This is a genomic window from Pseudarthrobacter equi (genome assembly GCF_900105535.1).
Taxonomy (GTDB): domain Bacteria; phylum Actinomycetota; class Actinomycetes; order Actinomycetales; family Micrococcaceae; genus Arthrobacter; species Arthrobacter equi.
In genome coordinates this window covers 3,317,849-3,333,449 of record NZ_LT629779.1, presented here as the reverse complement: position 1 = coordinate 3,333,449, position 15,601 = coordinate 3,317,849, and the positions used below count along the sequence as shown (strand labels likewise).

Genomic DNA, 15,601 nt, shown 5'->3' with positions numbered 1-15,601 from the left:
CGGGACATGACGGTGGCCGACATCCCGGCGGTCAGCGCCCTTGAGCAGGAGTTGTTTCCGGTGGACGCCTGGCCGGTGCAGATGTTCTTCGACGAACTGGCACAGCCGGAAACCCGCCGCTACCTGGTGGCCGAAGGGCCGGACGGCATCGTGGGCTATGCCGGGCTCATGTGCATTGAACCCATCGCGGATGTCCAGACGATCGCCGTCGTGCCCTACCGTGAGGGCCGTGGCATCGGCAGCACGCTCCTCACCGAACTGATCGACGAGGCCCGCCGGCGGCGCGCCGCGGACGTCCTCCTGGAAGTGCGTGCCGACAACCCGCGTGCCCAGCGGCTGTACCTCCGTTTCGGCTTCCAGCAGATCCATATCCGCCCCCGCTACTACCGTGACGGCGTGGACGCCCTGATCATGCGGCTGGCGCTGGTGCCCGAGACAGAAACAGAATCCCCAAGCAAAGGAATCCGGCCATGAACCGCACGCAGCCGCTGGTGCTGGGCATCGAATCCTCCTGCGACGAAACCGGCGTCGGCGTCGTCCGCGGAACCACGCTCCTGGCCAACACGGTGTCCTCATCGATGGACGAGCATGTCCGGTTTGGCGGCGTCATCCCGGAGATCGCCTCCCGGGCGCACCTTGATGCTTTTGTCCCCACGCTGGAACAAGCCCTCGCGGAGGCAGGGGCCACCCTGGACGACGTCGATGCCATCGCCGTGACCTCGGGCCCGGGCCTGGCCGGCGCGCTGATGGTGGGAGTCTGCGCCGCGAAGGCCCTGGCCGTGGCCACCGGCAAACCGCTGTACGCCATCAACCACCTGGTGGCGCATGTGGGCGTGGGGCTCCTGGATGACCGGGCGACCGGACAGCAGCAGGCCCTGCCCGAAAACCTCGGCGCCTTGCTGGTGTCCGGCGGCCACACCGAAATCCTCCGGATCAACAGCATCACCAGCGACGTGGAACTCCTGGGCTCCACCATCGATGACGCCGCCGGCGAAGCCTACGACAAGGTGGCCCGCATCCTGGGGCTCGCCTATCCGGGCGGTCCTGCCATCGACCGGGTGGCCCGTACCGGCAACCCGAAGGCGATCCGTTTCCCGCGCGGCCTCAGCCAGCCCAAGTACATGGGAACGGCCGAGGAACCGGGCAAGCACCGCTACGACTGGTCCTTCAGCGGACTGAAGACCGCCGTGGCCAGGTGCGTGGAACAGTTCGAAGCCCGCGGGGAAGAAATCCCTGTGGCTGACATCGCCGCCGCCTTCCAGGAAGCCGTGGTGGACGTGATCTCATCAAAGGCCGTACTGGCCTGCAGGGAACACGGAATCAAGGACGTGCTGCTGGGCGGCGGCGTGGCCGCCAACTCAAGGCTGCGGGAGCTGACCGGACAGCGCTGCGCGTCCGCCGGGATCCGGCTTCACGTCCCGCCGCTGGACCTGTGCACGGACAACGGGGCCATGGTGGCCGCACTCGGGGCGCAGCTGGTCATGGCGGGCACCGAACCCAGCGGGATTGGATTCGCACCGGACTCTTCGATGCCCGTCACCTCGGTCTCCCTCCACGCCTGAACCCGGGACTGCCCTGTGTCGGGCAAAACCATGGCGGGGCACTTTGGGGGCGTCGCCGTCGTAAATGTCGACGGCGGCCGGCGTGTCCGTGTCGAAGTGCCCCATTTCGGGCAAGGCAATCAGGCGGCCACCGAACTCGGGGGCCGGCTCAGGCGGTGGGGCCGCTGCGCATCTGCTTGACCAGGTCCAGGACCACGGCCTGCAGGTTGCCGCCGTTGTCCTCCGCGACGCGCCGCTGGCGCTGGTACCCGGCACCGCGGCGGATGATCTTTTCGACGTCGGCCAGCTCATCCGGGCAGCCCAGCTTCGCCGCCACGGGCTCCAGCCGGTTCAGCGTTTCCAGCAGGTGGTCCGTCACCAGCTGCTCCTTGCCGGCGGCGTCCAGGATGATGATGGCGTCCATGCCGTAGCGGGCGGCACGCCACTTGTTTTCCTGGACATGCCACGGCGGCATGGTGGGGATGGTGCCGCCGTTGTCCAGGGTGGTGGAGAACTCGTCCACCAGGCACTGGGTAAGGGCCGCGATGGCGCCCACTTCCTCCAGTGTGGCCAGGCCGTCGCAGATGCGCATTTCGATGGTTCCCAGGGCGGGCACCGGGCGGATGTCCCAGCGGATTTCGGAGATGGTGTCGATCACCCCGGTGGTGAACATGTCCTGGACGTAGGACTCGTATTCGGACCAGGAGGGGAACTGGAACGGCAGGCCTGCGGTGGGCAGCTGCTGGAACATGAGGGCACGGTGCGAGGCGTAGCCGGTGTCCTCGCCGCCCCAGAACGGGCTGGACGCGGACAAGGCCTGGAAATGCGGGAAGTAGTTGACCAGTCCGTCGAGCACCGGGAGGGCCTTCTCGCGGCGGTCCAGGCCCACGTGGACGTGCACGCCGTAAATGACCATCTGCCGGCCCCACCACTGGGTACGGTCGATGAGCTTGGCGTAGCGGGCCTTGTCCGTCACCGGCTGCAGCTGTGGCGGGCTGAACGGGTGGCTGCCGGCGCAGAAGAGCTCCACGCCCATGGGGTCGGTGATTTCCCGGACGGCGGCCACGGAGCGGCTGAGGTCTTCCTTCGCCTCGGCAGCGGTCTCGCAGATACCCGTAACCAGTTCCACCGTGTTCAGCAGCAGTTCCTGCTTGATGTGGGGGTGTTCGTCATCCTCGTTCAGCTCGGGATGGCGGGAGGCGACACCGCGGAGCACCTCATTGGCGACGGATGCGAGTTCACCGGTGCGGCCGTCCACCAGCGCCAGTTCCCACTCAACACCAAGGGTTGATTGCCTCGATGGTGCGAAGTCGATCTTCACGCATTTCCTCACTGTCCGGGATGCCGCTGGCTGGCGCCGCTTCCGGAAAGTGCCGGCAAACGAACGGGTGTTTCAAGTCTATAGCGCAGGGGTAGCATCATAATGATGTCCCCGTTCCAACGCCTGCGTGACAGTACCCACAAAACCCTCCCCCTGATCGCGGCTTTGTCCGCCGTTGCCCTGGCCTCGTGCACGGCAGGGCCGCCCAGTCCTGCGCCTTCAACGCCGTCGCCGTCGGCTTCCGCATCCGCGTCGCCCGGCACGCCCTCGTCAGCACCGCGTACGACGCCGGGCCCCACCACGGCGTCCCCGTCACCTGATCCGGGTTCCCGGCCCTTGGGCTGGGGTCCCCAGCAGCGCGACCAGGACGCGGCAGCAGCCGCCGTGGCAGCGATGTCGCCCGAGCAAAAGGCCGGCCAGGTCCTGCTCCCGTCCTACGGCGGGCAGCAGGTGGACGCGCAGGCTGCCGCCATCGAACGGCTGCACCTGGCCGGCAGCATCATCATGGGTGACAACGTTCCCCGCGACCCCCGGGGACAGGTGGACGTTGCCGCCATGACGGCGGTCAACCAGCGGCTCTCCCGGGCAACCACCGCTGACGGTGACCCGTGGCCGGGCATCGTCGGCGTGGACCAGGAAGGCGGGATCGTGGCCAGGCTGGCAGCGCCCCTGACCGAATGGCCCACGCCCATGAGCTACGGTGCCGCCGGGAACGCCGCCCTCACGCGGGACGCCGGGCAGGGTGTCGCCGGGGAGCTGGCACCGCTGGGCTTCAACCTGGACTTCGCCCCGGACGCGGATGTCACCATCGGCCCCAAAGACCCCACCATCGGCGCCCGGTCCATGTCCGGGGACCCGGCAGCTGCGGCCACGCAGAGCGTCTCATTCGCCCAGGGCATGCTGGCCGCCGGGGTGCTGCCCACCGTCAAGCACTTTCCCGGCCATGGTTCAGTCACCACCGATTCGCACCTTAGCCTTCCACTCCAGAACGCCGGCGTGGAGGAGTTGCGCGGCCGGGACTGGAAGCCCTTCCAGGCAGCCGTCGACTCCGGCCTGCCGATCGTGATGACCGGGCACATCGCCGTTCCTGCGCTGGAACCCGGCGTGCCGGCGTCGCTCTCGTCCAAGACTTACGCCGCGCTGCGGGGCCTCGGCTTCAAGGGCGTGGCGGTGACCGATGCCCTGAACATGGGCGCCGTCACCAAGCAGTACCCGGCGGGTTCCGCCGCCGTTTCTGCCCTCGCCGCCGGGGCCGACCTGCTCCTCATGCCGGCCGACGTCGCCCAGGCGCACGCCGCAATAGTCCAGGGCGTGGCCTCCGGGGCGCTCCCGAAGGAACGGCTGGACGAAGCGGCCACGCGGGTGGCCACCATGATGATCTGGCAGGGCCGTCGTGGCTCCGCGCCGGCCCCCGCAGGCAGCGGCGCGGCACTGTCCGCCAAGGTCTCCGGGTCCGCCGTCACCATCCTGGCCGGCAGCTGCAGTGGACCGCTGGTCCCCGGAGCTGTCCGGGTGGCCGGCGGGGGACCGGGCGACAAGGAACGGTTCGAAGCCGCGGCCGCCCGCGCAGGCCTGGCCGTGGGCTCCGGACCCCTGGTCAGCCTCATCGGATACGGCGGCGCGCCCGCCGGCGGCGACATCGCCGTCGCCCTGGATGCCCCCTGGCCGCTGCAGGGTTCCCCCGCGCCGGTCAAGATCGCGTTGTACGGCCGGACCGACGCCGCCTTCGATGCCCTCGCAGCCGTGCTGGCCGGAAAGGCGGCGGCCCCCGGAAAGCTGCCTGCCGCCGTCGGGCCCTATCCTGCCGGCAGCGGATGCCCCTAACCTCCCGGGCCGCGTTTAATGGACAGGTGCCTATCCTCAATAAAGACATGACCCTCTGCATCTCCCTCTCGGCCCGGCCCAGCAACAACGGGACGCGCTTCCACAACCACCTGTACGGGCAGCTGGACCTGAACTGGATCTACAAGGCCTTCGCGCCCACCAACCTGGAGCAGGCCATTGCCGGCGTCAGGGGCCTCGGTATCCGCGGCTGCGCCGTGTCCATGCCGTACAAGGAGGATGTGATTGCGCTGGTGGACGAGATGGACCCCTCGGCCAAGGCCATCGATTCGGTCAACACCATCGTGAACACGGACGGGCACCTCAAGGCCTACAACACCGACTACACAGCCATCGAGCAGTTGCTGGCCACGAACTCGGTTCCGACCGACTACTCGGTCCTGGTCCAGGGCGCCGGTGGCATGGCGAAAGCAACCGTGGCGGCGCTGCGCGACGCCGGCTTCACGGACGTCACCGTCATCGCCCGGAATGAGGCGGCCGGCCGGGCGCTCGCCGAGCAGTACGGCTTCAGCTGGCGTGCAGCGCTCGACGGCGGTGCGGCCGACATGATCGTGAACGTGACCCCAATTGGTATGGCAGGGGGTGCGGACGCCGACGCGCTGTCTTTCCCTGCCGAAGCCATCGATGCTGCGAAAGTTGTGTTCGACGTCGTGGCGTTGCCGGCCGAGACGCCGCTGATCCGGGCCGCCCGGGCGGCGGGCAAGCCGGTGATCACCGGTGCGGAGGTGGCCACCATCCAGGCGCTGGAGCAGTTTGTGCTGTACACCGGTGTGCGTCCCACGGCGGACCAGGTACGGGCCGCCGAGGAATTTACCCGCGCGCAGTAACGCCTACGCCGGCTTGACCGGCTCCACCTCGATGGCCACCCGGTCCTCGCCGATGCGGGTGAGGACCAAGGTGGCGGTCCGGCCGCCCTTCCTGTTGCCCGCGCCCTTGCCGCCCAGCAGTTGCTTGCGGAGTTCCTCCGGCGTGACGGCGGTGCCGCGCTTCTTGATGTCCAGCACGGTGATGCCTTCCTGCTTCACCCAGGACTTCAGCGCCTTGACGTTGTACGGCATCACCCGCAGGACCTTATAGGCGCGGGCGAACGGGGTATCTGCGAGGGCGGGCGAGCAGATGTAGGCGATGTGCTCGTCCAGCAGGTGCCCGCGCAGTTCGAGCGCGAGGTCGGCCACGAGGCCTGCCCGGATGACCGCTCCGTCCGGCTCATACAGGTACCCTTCAGCCGGGCCCACCGGAGCCTCGGGGCCCTCCCCGAAATCCTCCCCGCTGGTCAGCTCGGCCGCTCCCTGCGGTCCCAGCAGCAGGGCCGCACGGCGTATCCCCGGCCGGCTGACCGAGTTGAACCACAGGGCCACTTCGGTGACGTCCCCACCAACGGACACCCACTGCGCTTCGCAGCCCTGCGGAACCGAATCGTGGGGCATGCCCGGGCCCATCTTGACGCCCACGGCCTTCCCGGACGCGGCAAGGGACTCCACGAAGGACAACGGGGGAGAGAACGCCTCGGGGTCCCAGATGCGCCTTGTGCCGGAGGTGGAGGTGACCCTGCGCGCCGGGTCCAGCCAGACGCCGTCCACCCCGTCCAGGGGGACCGAGGTGGCGTCGGCGTGCACAACCGCCGCATTGGGAAAAGGGATGAGGTTCACCGTGGCGCACGCGGCCGTGGTTTCATCGAGCTCCACTGCCGTCACGGCGATGTCCAGGGAGGCGAGGGCCAGCGAATCGGCGCCGAGCCCGCAGCCCAGGTCCGCCACGTGGCTAACGCCGGCGGCGGCGAACCGCTGGGCGTGCCGGGCGGCAACATTCAGGCGGGTGGCTTGTTCCAGCCCCGCTTGGGTGAAGAGCATTTGCCGGGCGAACTCGCCGAACTTCGCTCCGGCCTTCGTGCGGAGCCGGGACTGGGTGAGCACGGCAGACACCAGTTCGGGGCTGTGGCCGGCCTTCCGGAGTTCACCGTTCAGGGCGAAGGACCCGTCCTCGGTGTAGGGGCCCAGCGACGCCAGCAACTCCCATCCTTCGGGGGTCAGCAGTGGTGCAATCTGGTCCTGGGGAGCGTGAGCCATGCGTTCCAGCCTAGTGCCCCGGGCTGCGGCGGGATGCCGATAGTGTTGAACCCATGGTTGACAGCGCAGGTCCCGAACAGTCCGGAGAACAGCCGCCCCCGGTCCAGGGTCCGGCTAGGTACGCGCGGCCCGCGTTGATCGCCGGTGCGGTGCTGGCAGTGGTGTGCCTGGCGCTGCTGGTCATCATCTTCTTCCTGGACACGTTCAACGCCACTGTCTATTCCGTGGGCGGTAACAACATCCAGGACAACACGCAGGAAGCGCAGGACATCCGCGGCCTGTATTCCGGTGCGCGGGCGGGAGGAATCGCCCTCCTGGTGGCGTCGCTGCTGGTGGTCCTCGCCTCCTCCGTGGTCCTCTACCGGGCCCGTAACCGGGGCAACGCCTCCGATGGCGGCGAGGACGTCGGCTTCGACGACCTCGGCCGCTGAGGGCGCTGGCCCGCACCCGTCAGCAGGACCCCCGAAATCACCAGGACGCCGCCTGCAATCTGGGCCGCTGTGATGGGCTGGCCCAGCAGTACGGTGATGATCGCCGTGAAGACCGCGATGAGGTTGAGGTAGTTTCCGGCATTGGCCGCGCTGGTGCGCTTCAGCGCCAGGTTCCACAGCAGGTAGGAGCCCAGCGAGGGGAAGATGGCGATGAACGCCAGGGACCAGGCTCCGGACTGGCTGGACGGGAATCCTGCGCCGGTCACGGCGGCCACAGGAGCCAGGGCAACGGCCGCTATGGCCGCCTGCAGGGCTGTGGAGGTGACGGCGGGTACGGCTACGCGACGGGCCAGGACCGTGTAGAGGCCCCAGACGGTGATGGCCGCCAGGATCAGCAGTTCGCCGGCGCCCAGCGAGAAGGTCAGGAGCCGCTGCAGCTGCCCGCCGGTGAGGACCAGCAGGACACCCGCCAGGCCGAATACCAGGCCGATCCAGCCCAAGGGCCGCGGTCTGTCCTTCAGCAACACCGCGGCAAGCACCATGATCAGCACCGGGTTTGCGGCCGTCACCAGGGATGCGTTCAGTGCTGACGTGTGCTGGAGGGCGCTGTAGAGCAGCAGCGTGTAGGCGGTCATGCCGAGCGCGCTGAGCATGAGCAGCGTGGGCCAGTGGCGGAGGACTGCCCGCCAGTTGGGGCGGTCCACCACGTGCGCGAGGAACAGCAGCGGCAGGGCAGCCAGTGTCCAGCGCCAGAACGTCAACTGCAGCGGGGCCATGGACTGAACGGCGGCCTGGCCCACCACGAAGTTTCCGGCCCAGAAGAGGGTGGCAAGGATCAGGAAGAAGGCGGCTCGCACCGGTTCAATGTACAGGCTAAGTGTTCTCCGATGACGAAATGGCTGGCACTCGCCTTGACCGAGTGCTAACCCCGGCCTAGAGTCTTCATTAGCACTCTCCCTAGGAGGGTGCTAACACATGAAGAGCTGCCAGCCTGGCTGCTGCCGGCACCGCGACGACGGTTGCCAGCCACGGCAAACGGCTTTCAAGTCCACGAATTTGCTGACGAAAAGGAGAGGTCCGAGTGTCGGTCTCTATTAAGCCTCTTGAGGATCGTATTGTTGTCCGCCCGCTCGAAGCCGAGCAGACCACGGCTTCCGGCCTGGTAATCCCGGACTCCGCGCAGGAGAAGCCGCAGGAAGGCGAAGTTGTCGCAGTTGGCCCCGGCCGCTTCGAAGACGGCAACCGCGTCCCGGTCGACGTAGCTGTCGGCGACGTAGTCATCTACTCCAAGTACGGCGGAACCGAAGTCAAGACCGGTGGCACCGAGTACCTCGTGCTGTCCGCCCGCGACGTCCTGGCGATCGTCGTAAAGTAAATCTTCCGGATCCCCGCGCCGCTGGTCATGCCTTGATGCTGGTCAGCTGCGCGGGGTTTCTGTCTTGAAAGGACACAACCATGGCAAAGCAGCTTGCGTTTAACGACGCTGCCCGCCGGTCCCTCGAAGCCGGCATCGACAAGCTCGCCAACACTGTCAAGGTGACGCTCGGCCCCCGCGGCCGCAACGTCGTCCTGGACAAGAAGTGGGGCGCACCCACCATCACGAACGACGGCGTCACCATCGCCCGCGAAGTCGAGCTGGACGACCCCTACGAAAACCTTGGCGCACAGCTCGCCAAGGAAGTTGCCACCAAGACCAACGATGTTGCCGGTGACGGCACCACCACCGCAACGGTCCTGGCCCAGGCACTGGTCAAGGAAGGCCTCCGCAACGTGGCCGCAGGCGCCGCTCCCGGCCAGATCAAGCGGGGCATCGAGGTTTCGGTTGAGGCCGTGGCTGCCCGCCTGCTCGAGAACGCCCGTCCGGTCGAAGGCACCCAGGTTGCCAACGTGGCCTCCATCTCCGCCCAGAGCGACGAGGTGGGCGAACTGCTCGCCGAGGCATTCGGCAAGGTGGGCAAGGATGGTGTGATCACCATCGAGGAATCCTCCACCACGCAGACCGAGCTGGTCCTCACCGAAGGCATGCAGTTCGACAAGGGCTACCTGTCCCCGTACTTCGTCACCGACGCAGAGCGCCAGGAAGCAGTCCTCGAGGACGCCCTCATCCTGATCAACCAGGGCAAGATCTCCGCCGTGCAGGAATTCCTGCCGCTGCTGGAGAAGGCGCTGCAGAGCTCCAAGCCCCTGTTCATCATCGCCGAGGACATCGATGGCGAGGCCCTGTCCACGCTGATCGTCAACCGCATCCGTGGCACCCTCAACGTGGTGGCAGTCAAGGCTCCCGGCTTTGGCGACCGCCGCAAGGCCATGCTGCAGGACATCGCCACCCTCACCGGTGCGCAGGTTGTTTCCCCTGAGCTGGGCCTGAGCCTGGACACCGTTGGCCTCGAGGTGCTCGGTACTGCCCGCCGCATCACCGTCACCAAGGACAACACCACCATCGTTGACGGCGCCGGTTCGGCCGAGGACGTCTCCGCCCGCGTTGCCCAGCTCCGCGCTGAGCTGACCCGCACCGACTCCGATTGGGACAAGGAAAAGCTCCAGGAACGCCTGGCCAAGCTGGCCGGCGGCATCGGCGTGATCAAGGTTGGCGCTGCCACCGAGGTCGAGCTGAAGGAAAAGAAGCACCGCATCGAAGATGCGGTGTCTTCCACCCGCGCCGCCTTGGAAGAAGGCATCGTGGCCGGCGGCGGTTCCGCGCTGATCCACGCCCTGAAGGCACTGGATGAGGACCCGGCCGTCAAGGCGCTCGAAGGCGACGCTGCAGCTGCTGTCGGCATCGTCCGCCGCGCCCTGGTCCAGCCGCTGCGCTGGATCGCCCAGAACGCCGGTTTCGACGGCTACGTCATCACCGCCAAGGTGGCCGAACTCGACACCAACAACGGCTTCAACGCCAAGTCGGGCGAGTACGAGGACCTGATCGCTGCAGGCGTCATCGACCCCGTCAAGGTCACCCGCGCTGCCCTCCGTAACGCTGCCTCCATCGCAGCCCTGGTTCTCACCACCGAGACCCTTGTTGTGGAGAAGCCGGCTGACGAGGACGAGCACGCAGGCCACAGCCACTAAGGCTGTTGTCCCGCGGGTAAAGCCGCGAATACAGAAAACCGGTCCGGCATCCGCCGGGCCGGTTTTTCTGTGCCGTCAGTGGCTGGGCCCACGCCGCCAGGGGGCGCCGGCCGGGCGAAGCGAGGTTAGTGGCGGCCTAAGTGGCATCCATCTCCCGGGTTTCAACGTCTCCGGCACGCTCATAGACCAGCGACACCGCACCTTTTGGAAAGGAACGGACCGGCTCGGCGAGGCGGAACGTGGAAGGGACGGTCCCGGCGTCGAACAACCGCTTTCCCTGCCCGAGTGCCACAGGATAGAGCCACAGGTGGAGGCGGTTCAGCACGTCGGCGGCCAACAGTGAACGGATGAGCTCGCCGCTGCCGAACATCTGCACTTCGTCATACTGCCGGCGGAGCTCTCCCGCTGCCGCCGGGTCCGGGAGCACCGTGGTGCCCTCCCATCCGGGATCGGTGAGGGACCCGGACACCACGAACTTCGGGACCCGGTTGAGCACGCCGGCGATCTCGTCTGACTGGTGCGGCCAATATGAGGCAAAGATGTCGTAGGTTTTCCGGCCCAGGAGCAGGGCATCCATGCGGTCGATGGCCGCGGCGATGTCCGCCCCTGCTTCATCATCGGAGACCGGCGCCTGCCAGCCGCCGAAGGCGAAGCCGTCCGTGGGGTCCTCCTCCCGGCCACCGGGCGCCTGGTACACGCCGTCAAGGGTGATGAACAGGTTCGCAACGATGATGCCCATCCGTCCATTCTGGAACCGGCCGTCCGTACCTGTCGAGGGTCCGGCGGCGTGGCAGACTGTTGCCATGCTGCTGGACGAGCTTGTGAGGACCACTGACGCCGTCGCGTCCACCCGCTCCAGGCTGGCGAAGGTGGACGCCCTGGCCCAGCTGCTGAAGCGGCTCGACCCCGCGGACATTCCTGCCGCCGTCGGCCTCCTCACCGCCAAACCCCGCCAAGGGCGGGTGGGCGTCGGGTGGCGCGGCATGTCAGCTGCCATGGGAGTGCCTGCCGCGGAACCCTGCCTCACCCTCGCCGCCCTCGACGCCGCGCTGGACCGGCTCCAGGCCCTCGCCGGAGCGGGCTCGGCAGCCGAACGCGCGGCCACCCTCCGCGAGCTCACCGCAGCGGCAACCGAACGGGAGCAGGCGTTCATCGGCGGCGTGCTCCTGGGCGAACTGCGAACGGGGGCGCTGGAAGGTGTCCTGACCGATGCGGTGGCCCGCGCAGCGGAGCGCTCAGTCGAGTCCGTCCGCAGGGCCGCGATGCTGTCCGGTGACCTCGGCTCGACGGCCCGGCTGGCGCTGACGGGCACAGCGGCGGAGCTGGACGAGGTTGGCCTGCAGGTGGGCCGGCCCGTGCAGCCCATGCTCGCAGGGACCGGCGCAAGCGTCACGGCCGCGTTGGAGACCACGGGCGAAGCGTCCGTGGAATACAAGCTCGATGGCGCCCGCATCCAGGTGCACCGGTCCGGCGACGACGTCCGCATTTTCACGCGCACCCTGGCCGAGGTGACGCACCGGCTCCCCGAGGTGGTGGAGGTGGTGCGCGGGTTTCCGGTGCACGATGTGATCCTCGACGGCGAGACCCTGGCCCTGGGAGAGGACGGCGCCCCGCGGCCGTTCCAGGAGACCATGTCCCGGTTCGGTGCCGACGCCGCACGCACCACGGTGCTGCATCCCTGGTTTTTTGACGTGCTGCACATTGATGGCCGGGACCTGCTCGATGAACCCCTGTCCGAGCGGACTAAGGTGCTCGAATCCATTGCCCCCGCCCACCGGATCCCGGGGGAGATTACCGCGGACCCGGAGGTTGCCGGGCGGATATCGCGTGACGCGCTCTCGGCGGGACATGAGGGCGTCATGCTGAAATCGGTGGGGTCCGTGTACTCGGCCGGGCGCCGTGGGTCCAACTGGATCAAGGTCAAGCCGGTGCTCACCTACGACCTTGTGGTGCTCGCATGCGAGTGGGGCTCGGGGCGGCGCGCCGGGATGCTGTCCAACCTGCACCTTGGTGCCCTCGACCCTGCCGGCGAGTTCGGTGAGCCCGGCGGGTACGTGATGGTGGGCAAGACCTTCAAGGGCATCACCGATGCCCTGTTGCAGTGGCAGACCGAACGGTTCCAGGAGATCGAGGTGCGGCGCACCGCCGGCACCGTCTGGGTGGAGCCGGTCACCGTCGTCGAGATTGCCATCGACGGCGTGCAGCAGTCCCCGCGTTACCCGGGCCGCATCGCCCTCCGCTTCGCACGGGTCAAGGGCTACCGCGAGGACAAGACCGCCGCTGAGGCCGACACCATCCAGGCCCTTCGAGCGCTGCTGCGCCCCTGATCCGGCAGCCGGCCTGCTGCTTGTCTGGCGCGGGTGCCCGGCGTACGGTGACGCTTAGGCACCGCTGCGGCCAGCGCACGACGGCGGCGGGCCGGCTCGGCGGGTATCCGGAAGGAGGCCAGGTGTCGGCTGAAACAGGACTGGATGACGGCCTGGACCGCGGCCGCGCGGCATTCCGCGAGCAGCGTTGGACCGATGCCTTCCAAACCCTGCGGGAAGCAGACCAATCGGGCGGACTTCCCGCGGCGGACCTCGAACGCCTTGCCACCGCCGAAATCCTGACCGGCAGCGCCGCTGCCGGGTTTGCGTCGCTGACCCGGGCCCATGAGGAATACCTGGTGGTAGGCGACCTTGCCGGGGCCGCCCGCTGTGCGGGCTGGATGGCAATCCACCTCATGCACTTTGGCGAGGGAGAACGTGCGGGCGGTTGGCTGGCCCGGGGGCAGCGGCTGGTGGCGGAGATCCCGCGGCCTGACGCCGTCGAGGGGTTCCTGCTGATCCCGACGTCCCTGGCACGCCTGCACCAGGGTGACCCCGGTGGAGCGCTTGAGCTGCTCGCCCGGGCCGCCGGCATCGGCCAGGCCTTCCAGGACCGGGACCTCATGGCGCTCGCCCTGCTCGGTACCGGCCAGGCAGCGGTGGGGCAGGGCCGGGTGGAGGAGGGCCTGCAGATCTTCGATGAGGTCATGGTTGCGGTGACCGCGGGTGAAGTTTCGGCCATACCGTCAGGGATTGCCTACTGCGCCGTCATTGCATCCTGCCAGCTGGCTTTCGACCTCGGCCGGGCACTGGAATGGACGGCAGCACTTGACCGCTGGTGTGCCGATCAACCGGACATGGCGGCATTCAGCGGCCAGTGCCAGGCCCACCGGGCAGAACTGTTCCGCTGGCACGGTGCCTGGGAAGAGGCGCTTGCTGCGGCAACCACGGCGGATGCGCGCGCTGCGGACAACGATCCCGAGGTGCTGTTCGGAGCCCACTACCAGCGGGGCGAGGTGCAACGGCTTCGCGGCCAGCTGGAAGCCGCCGGCCTCTCCTTCAGGACGGCTGCCAACAGCGGGTACGAGCCGCAACCCGGCCTGGCCCTTCTGCTGCTTCAGCGCGGAGACCTTCAGCAGGCACAGTCGATGATCCGCAGGGCTGCCGGAACCGCGGATGCCGTCATCCGACGGCACCTGTTGCCGGCGCTGGTGGAGATTGAACTGGCGGTTCCGGATGTGGCGGCGGCACGGCAGGGAGCCGATGAACTGGGCCGCTTCGCCGCAGGCTCCGCCACGCCCATGGTGCGCGCCGTTGCGGCACAGGCCGACGGCGCCGTCCTGCTGGCAGAGGGGGACCCCCTGGGAGCCTGCACGGCCCTGCGGCGGGCATGGAGGCTCTGGTTCGACCTCGGCGTGCCCTACGAGGCCGCCCGGTGCAGGGTGCTCATCGGGCAGGCCTGCCTTGGGATGGGCGACGAAACGTCGGCTGACATGGAGCTGACCGCCGCCCACGAGGCCCTGACCGGGCTCGGTGCAGCGCCTGCCGCTGCGTGGGCGGCCTCGCTGATGCCGCGTGGCCGAGGCAAAGGTGCCGGCCCGCTCACCCCGCGCGAGGAACAGGTCCTGCGGCTGGTGGCGTCCGGACAGGGAAACCGTGCCATCGCCGTCGGGCTCTTCCTCAGTGAAAAGACTGTGGCACGCCATGTCAGCAACATCTTCCTCAAGCTGGGCCTCACGTCGCGGGCAGCAGCCACGCGTTATGCCTTCGAGCACGGGCTGGCCGGCTGATGGCCCTGGGTAGAAATACCCACGGAGTGCCTCTGGGAGTTGCACATTTTCGCCGACGCATGCCGGGCGGGCCCGGGCATAGCCTCAGAGCATGAACGAGAACACCACCGGTACTGCAGGTACCAACAGCGCTCCGGAAGTGCTGGACACCCTGGTGATCGGCGGCGGGCAGGCAGGGCTGGCGATCGGCCACCATCTGTCCCGCCAAGGCCGGCGATTCCTGATTCTCGATGCCAACCCGAGAATCGGTGACAGCTGGAGGTTGCGCTGGGACTCCCTGCGCCTCTTCACCCCGGCAAAATACAACGGCCTTCCCGGAGTTCCCTTCCCGGCGGATCCGCTGTCCTTTCCCGGCAAGGACACCATGGCCGACTACCTGGAACGCTACGCCGACGGCCTGAAGCTTCCCGTGCTGACGGGAGTCAGGGTGGAGCGCCTCTGGCGTGAAGGCGGCCGCTATGTGGCCGCCGCCAAAGGAGAGCGTTGGGAGGCCCGCAACGTGGTCCTGGCCACGGGCGCGGAACGGACTCCCAAGGTTCCGCCGTTTGCCGCGGAACTGAAGGACTCAATCGTGCAGCTCCACTCCAGCGCCTACAAGAACCCCGCGCAGCTCCAGGACGGCCCCGTCCTGGTGGTGGGACTGGGCAACTCCGGAGCCGAAATCGCCAAGGAGGTTGCCCGTACCCACGCAACGTTTGTTGCCGCGAACGCGCCCAAGGAAATGCCGTTCAAGCACGGCCGGACAACGGCCCGCTTCATCCTGCCCCTGGTCCGGTTCGCCGGCCTGCACATCCTGAGCCTGGGCACCCCGGTGGGACGGAAGATTGCGCCGGAGTTCACAGCCCACGGAGCACCGCTGATCAGGACCAAGCGCAGCGACCTCGCTGCCGCCGGCGTCCAGTTCGTCCCCCGGGTCAGCGGCGTGGAGGACGGGCTGCCGGTCCTCGCAGACGGGGCGCGCGCGGACGTCGCGAACGTCATCTGGTGCACGGGATACCAGGAGGACCTGGACTGGGTTGACCCGGCCCTGGCGGGCGCCGGGGGAGGGCCGCGGCAGTACCGCGGGGAAGCGCTGGACACTCCTGGCCTCTACTTCCTCGGCCGGAATTTCCAGTACGCCGCGGCGTCCGCCACGGTGACCGGAAGCGTCCGTGATGCCCGGTATCTGGCCGGCAGGCTACCGGAACGACACGCGGTAGATTCGGGCAGGAGTGCCGCCTTCCGCTAAACTTGACGGT

At 68.2% G+C, this 15,601-nt stretch carries 15 protein-coding genes; 11 read left to right on the top strand and 4 right to left on the bottom strand.

What is annotated here, in order from left to right; genetic code table 11:
- The first annotated feature begins 6 nt into the window (after positions 1-6).
- Entirely contained in the window at positions 7-474 is a 468-nt protein-coding gene (gene rimI, locus BLT71_RS15060) for a ribosomal protein S18-alanine N-acetyltransferase (RefSeq protein WP_091724063.1), read from the top strand.
- Entirely contained in the window at positions 471-1,562 is a 1,092-nt protein-coding gene (tsaD, locus tag BLT71_RS15055; RefSeq protein ID WP_091721827.1) for a tRNA (adenosine(37)-N6)-threonylcarbamoyltransferase complex transferase subunit TsaD, read from the top strand. Before rimI ends, tsaD begins: the two co-directional genes overlap by 4 nt.
- A 148-nt stretch (positions 1,563-1,710) precedes the next feature.
- On the opposite strand, the gene BLT71_RS15050 is transcribed toward tsaD, so the two are convergent.
- Positions 1,711-2,862: a glutamate--cysteine ligase gene (locus tag BLT71_RS15050; RefSeq protein ID WP_091721825.1), complete on the bottom strand. Its 1,152-nt coding sequence runs from the start codon at positions 2,860-2,862 to the stop codon at positions 1,711-1,713.
- 188 nt (positions 2,863-3,050) lie between these two features.
- Between BLT71_RS15050 and BLT71_RS20910 the strand changes: the two genes are divergently transcribed.
- The 3 genes from BLT71_RS20910 to BLT71_RS15035 all read left to right on the top strand — a co-directional run bounded on the left by BLT71_RS20910 (position 3,051) and on the right by BLT71_RS15035 (position 5,531).
- On the top strand, positions 3,051-3,182 hold the full coding sequence (locus BLT71_RS20910) for a hypothetical protein (protein WP_269457132.1): 132 nt from the start codon (positions 3,051-3,053) through the stop codon (positions 3,180-3,182).
- Positions 3,183-3,255: 73 nt separating this feature from the next.
- Positions 3,256-4,686: a glycoside hydrolase family 3 N-terminal domain-containing protein gene (locus BLT71_RS15040; RefSeq protein ID WP_091724061.1), complete on the top strand. Its 1,431-nt coding sequence runs from the start codon at positions 3,256-3,258 to the stop codon at positions 4,684-4,686.
- Between the two features lie 26 nt (positions 4,687-4,712).
- Positions 4,713-5,531 (top strand): shikimate 5-dehydrogenase, encoded by an 819-nt coding sequence (locus BLT71_RS15035; RefSeq protein ID WP_269457131.1) that lies wholly within the window; start codon positions 4,713-4,715, stop codon positions 5,529-5,531.
- A gap of 3 nt (positions 5,532-5,534) precedes the next feature.
- On the opposite strand, the gene BLT71_RS15030 is transcribed toward BLT71_RS15035, so the two are convergent.
- Positions 5,535-6,770 carry a class I SAM-dependent methyltransferase gene (locus tag BLT71_RS15030; protein ID WP_091721820.1) on the bottom strand — a complete coding sequence of 412 codons (1,236 nt, stop codon included), beginning with the start codon at positions 6,768-6,770 and terminating at the stop codon, positions 5,535-5,537.
- 53 nt (positions 6,771-6,823) lie between these two features.
- On the opposite strand from BLT71_RS15030, the gene BLT71_RS15025 reads away from it, so the two are divergent.
- On the top strand, positions 6,824-7,201 hold the full coding sequence (locus BLT71_RS15025; RefSeq protein ID WP_082497262.1) for a hypothetical protein: 378 nt from the start codon (positions 6,824-6,826) through the stop codon (positions 7,199-7,201).
- Here BLT71_RS15025 and BLT71_RS15020 read toward each other — a convergent pair.
- Positions 7,129-8,058: a DMT family transporter gene (locus BLT71_RS15020; RefSeq protein ID WP_091721818.1), complete on the bottom strand. Its 930-nt coding sequence runs from the start codon at positions 8,056-8,058 to the stop codon at positions 7,129-7,131. The two genes, BLT71_RS15025 and BLT71_RS15020, sit on opposite strands and share 73 nt — an antisense overlap.
- Positions 8,059-8,282: 224 nt before the next feature.
- Between BLT71_RS15020 and groES the strand changes: the two genes are divergently transcribed.
- The gene (groES, locus tag BLT71_RS15015) at positions 8,283-8,576 is read left to right on the top strand and encodes a co-chaperone GroES (RefSeq protein ID WP_003805290.1); all 294 of its coding nucleotides are present in this window, start codon (positions 8,283-8,285) and stop codon (positions 8,574-8,576) included.
- Positions 8,577-8,656: 80 nt separating this feature from the next.
- Positions 8,657-10,267 carry a chaperonin GroEL gene (groL, locus tag BLT71_RS15010; protein WP_056075200.1) on the top strand — a complete coding sequence of 537 codons (1,611 nt, stop codon included), beginning with the start codon at positions 8,657-8,659 and terminating at the stop codon, positions 10,265-10,267.
- A gap of 136 nt (positions 10,268-10,403) precedes the next feature.
- Here the strand turns inward: groL and BLT71_RS15005 are convergent, their stop codons facing one another.
- Positions 10,404-11,006, bottom strand: coding sequence for a dihydrofolate reductase family protein (locus BLT71_RS15005; RefSeq protein ID WP_091721815.1), 603 nt, complete (start codon positions 11,004-11,006; stop codon positions 10,404-10,406).
- A 64-nt stretch (positions 11,007-11,070) separates the two neighbouring features.
- Between BLT71_RS15005 and BLT71_RS15000 the strand changes: the two genes are divergently transcribed.
- The 3 genes from BLT71_RS15000 to BLT71_RS14990 all read left to right on the top strand — a co-directional run bounded on the left by BLT71_RS15000 (position 11,071) and on the right by BLT71_RS14990 (position 15,591).
- Positions 11,071-12,594 carry an ATP-dependent DNA ligase gene (locus tag BLT71_RS15000; protein WP_091721813.1) on the top strand — a complete coding sequence of 508 codons (1,524 nt, stop codon included), beginning with the start codon at positions 11,071-11,073 and terminating at the stop codon, positions 12,592-12,594.
- A gap of 122 nt (positions 12,595-12,716) precedes the next feature.
- Entirely contained in the window at positions 12,717-14,363 is a 1,647-nt protein-coding gene (locus tag BLT71_RS14995; RefSeq protein ID WP_091721811.1) for a helix-turn-helix transcriptional regulator, read from the top strand.
- 91 nt (positions 14,364-14,454) lie between these two features.
- A complete protein-coding gene (locus BLT71_RS14990) occupies positions 14,455-15,591 on the top strand; it encodes a flavin-containing monooxygenase (protein ID WP_091721809.1) in 1,137 nt (378 codons plus the stop codon).
- The last annotated feature ends 10 nt before the right edge of the window (positions 15,592-15,601 follow it).

What these genes read in the sequence shown, in the direction of transcription:
- rimI (WP_091724063.1), top strand. Translation starts at nt 7, where the DNA reads ATGACGGTGGCCGACATCCCGGCGGTCAGCGCCCTTGAGCAGGAGTTG.
- tsaD (WP_091721827.1), top strand. Translation starts at nt 471, where the DNA reads ATGAACCGCACGCAGCCGCTGGTGCTGGGCATCGAATCCTCCTGCGAC.
- BLT71_RS15040 (WP_091724061.1), top strand. Translation starts at nt 3,256, where the DNA reads ATGTCGCCCGAGCAAAAGGCCGGCCAGGTCCTGCTCCCGTCCTACGGC.
- BLT71_RS15030 (WP_091721820.1), bottom strand. Translation starts at nt 6,770, where the DNA reads ATGGCTCACGCTCCCCAGGACCAGATTGCACCACTGCTGACCCCCGAA.
- BLT71_RS15025 (WP_082497262.1), top strand. Translation starts at nt 6,824, where the DNA reads ATGGTTGACAGCGCAGGTCCCGAACAGTCCGGAGAACAGCCGCCCCCG.
- groL (WP_056075200.1), top strand. Translation starts at nt 8,657, where the DNA reads ATGGCAAAGCAGCTTGCGTTTAACGACGCTGCCCGCCGGTCCCTCGAA.
- BLT71_RS15005 (WP_091721815.1), bottom strand. Translation starts at nt 11,006, where the DNA reads ATGGGCATCATCGTTGCGAACCTGTTCATCACCCTTGACGGCGTGTAC.
- BLT71_RS15000 (WP_091721813.1), top strand. Translation starts at nt 11,071, where the DNA reads ATGCTGCTGGACGAGCTTGTGAGGACCACTGACGCCGTCGCGTCCACC.
- BLT71_RS14990 (WP_091721809.1), top strand. Translation starts at nt 14,455, where the DNA reads ATGAACGAGAACACCACCGGTACTGCAGGTACCAACAGCGCTCCGGAA.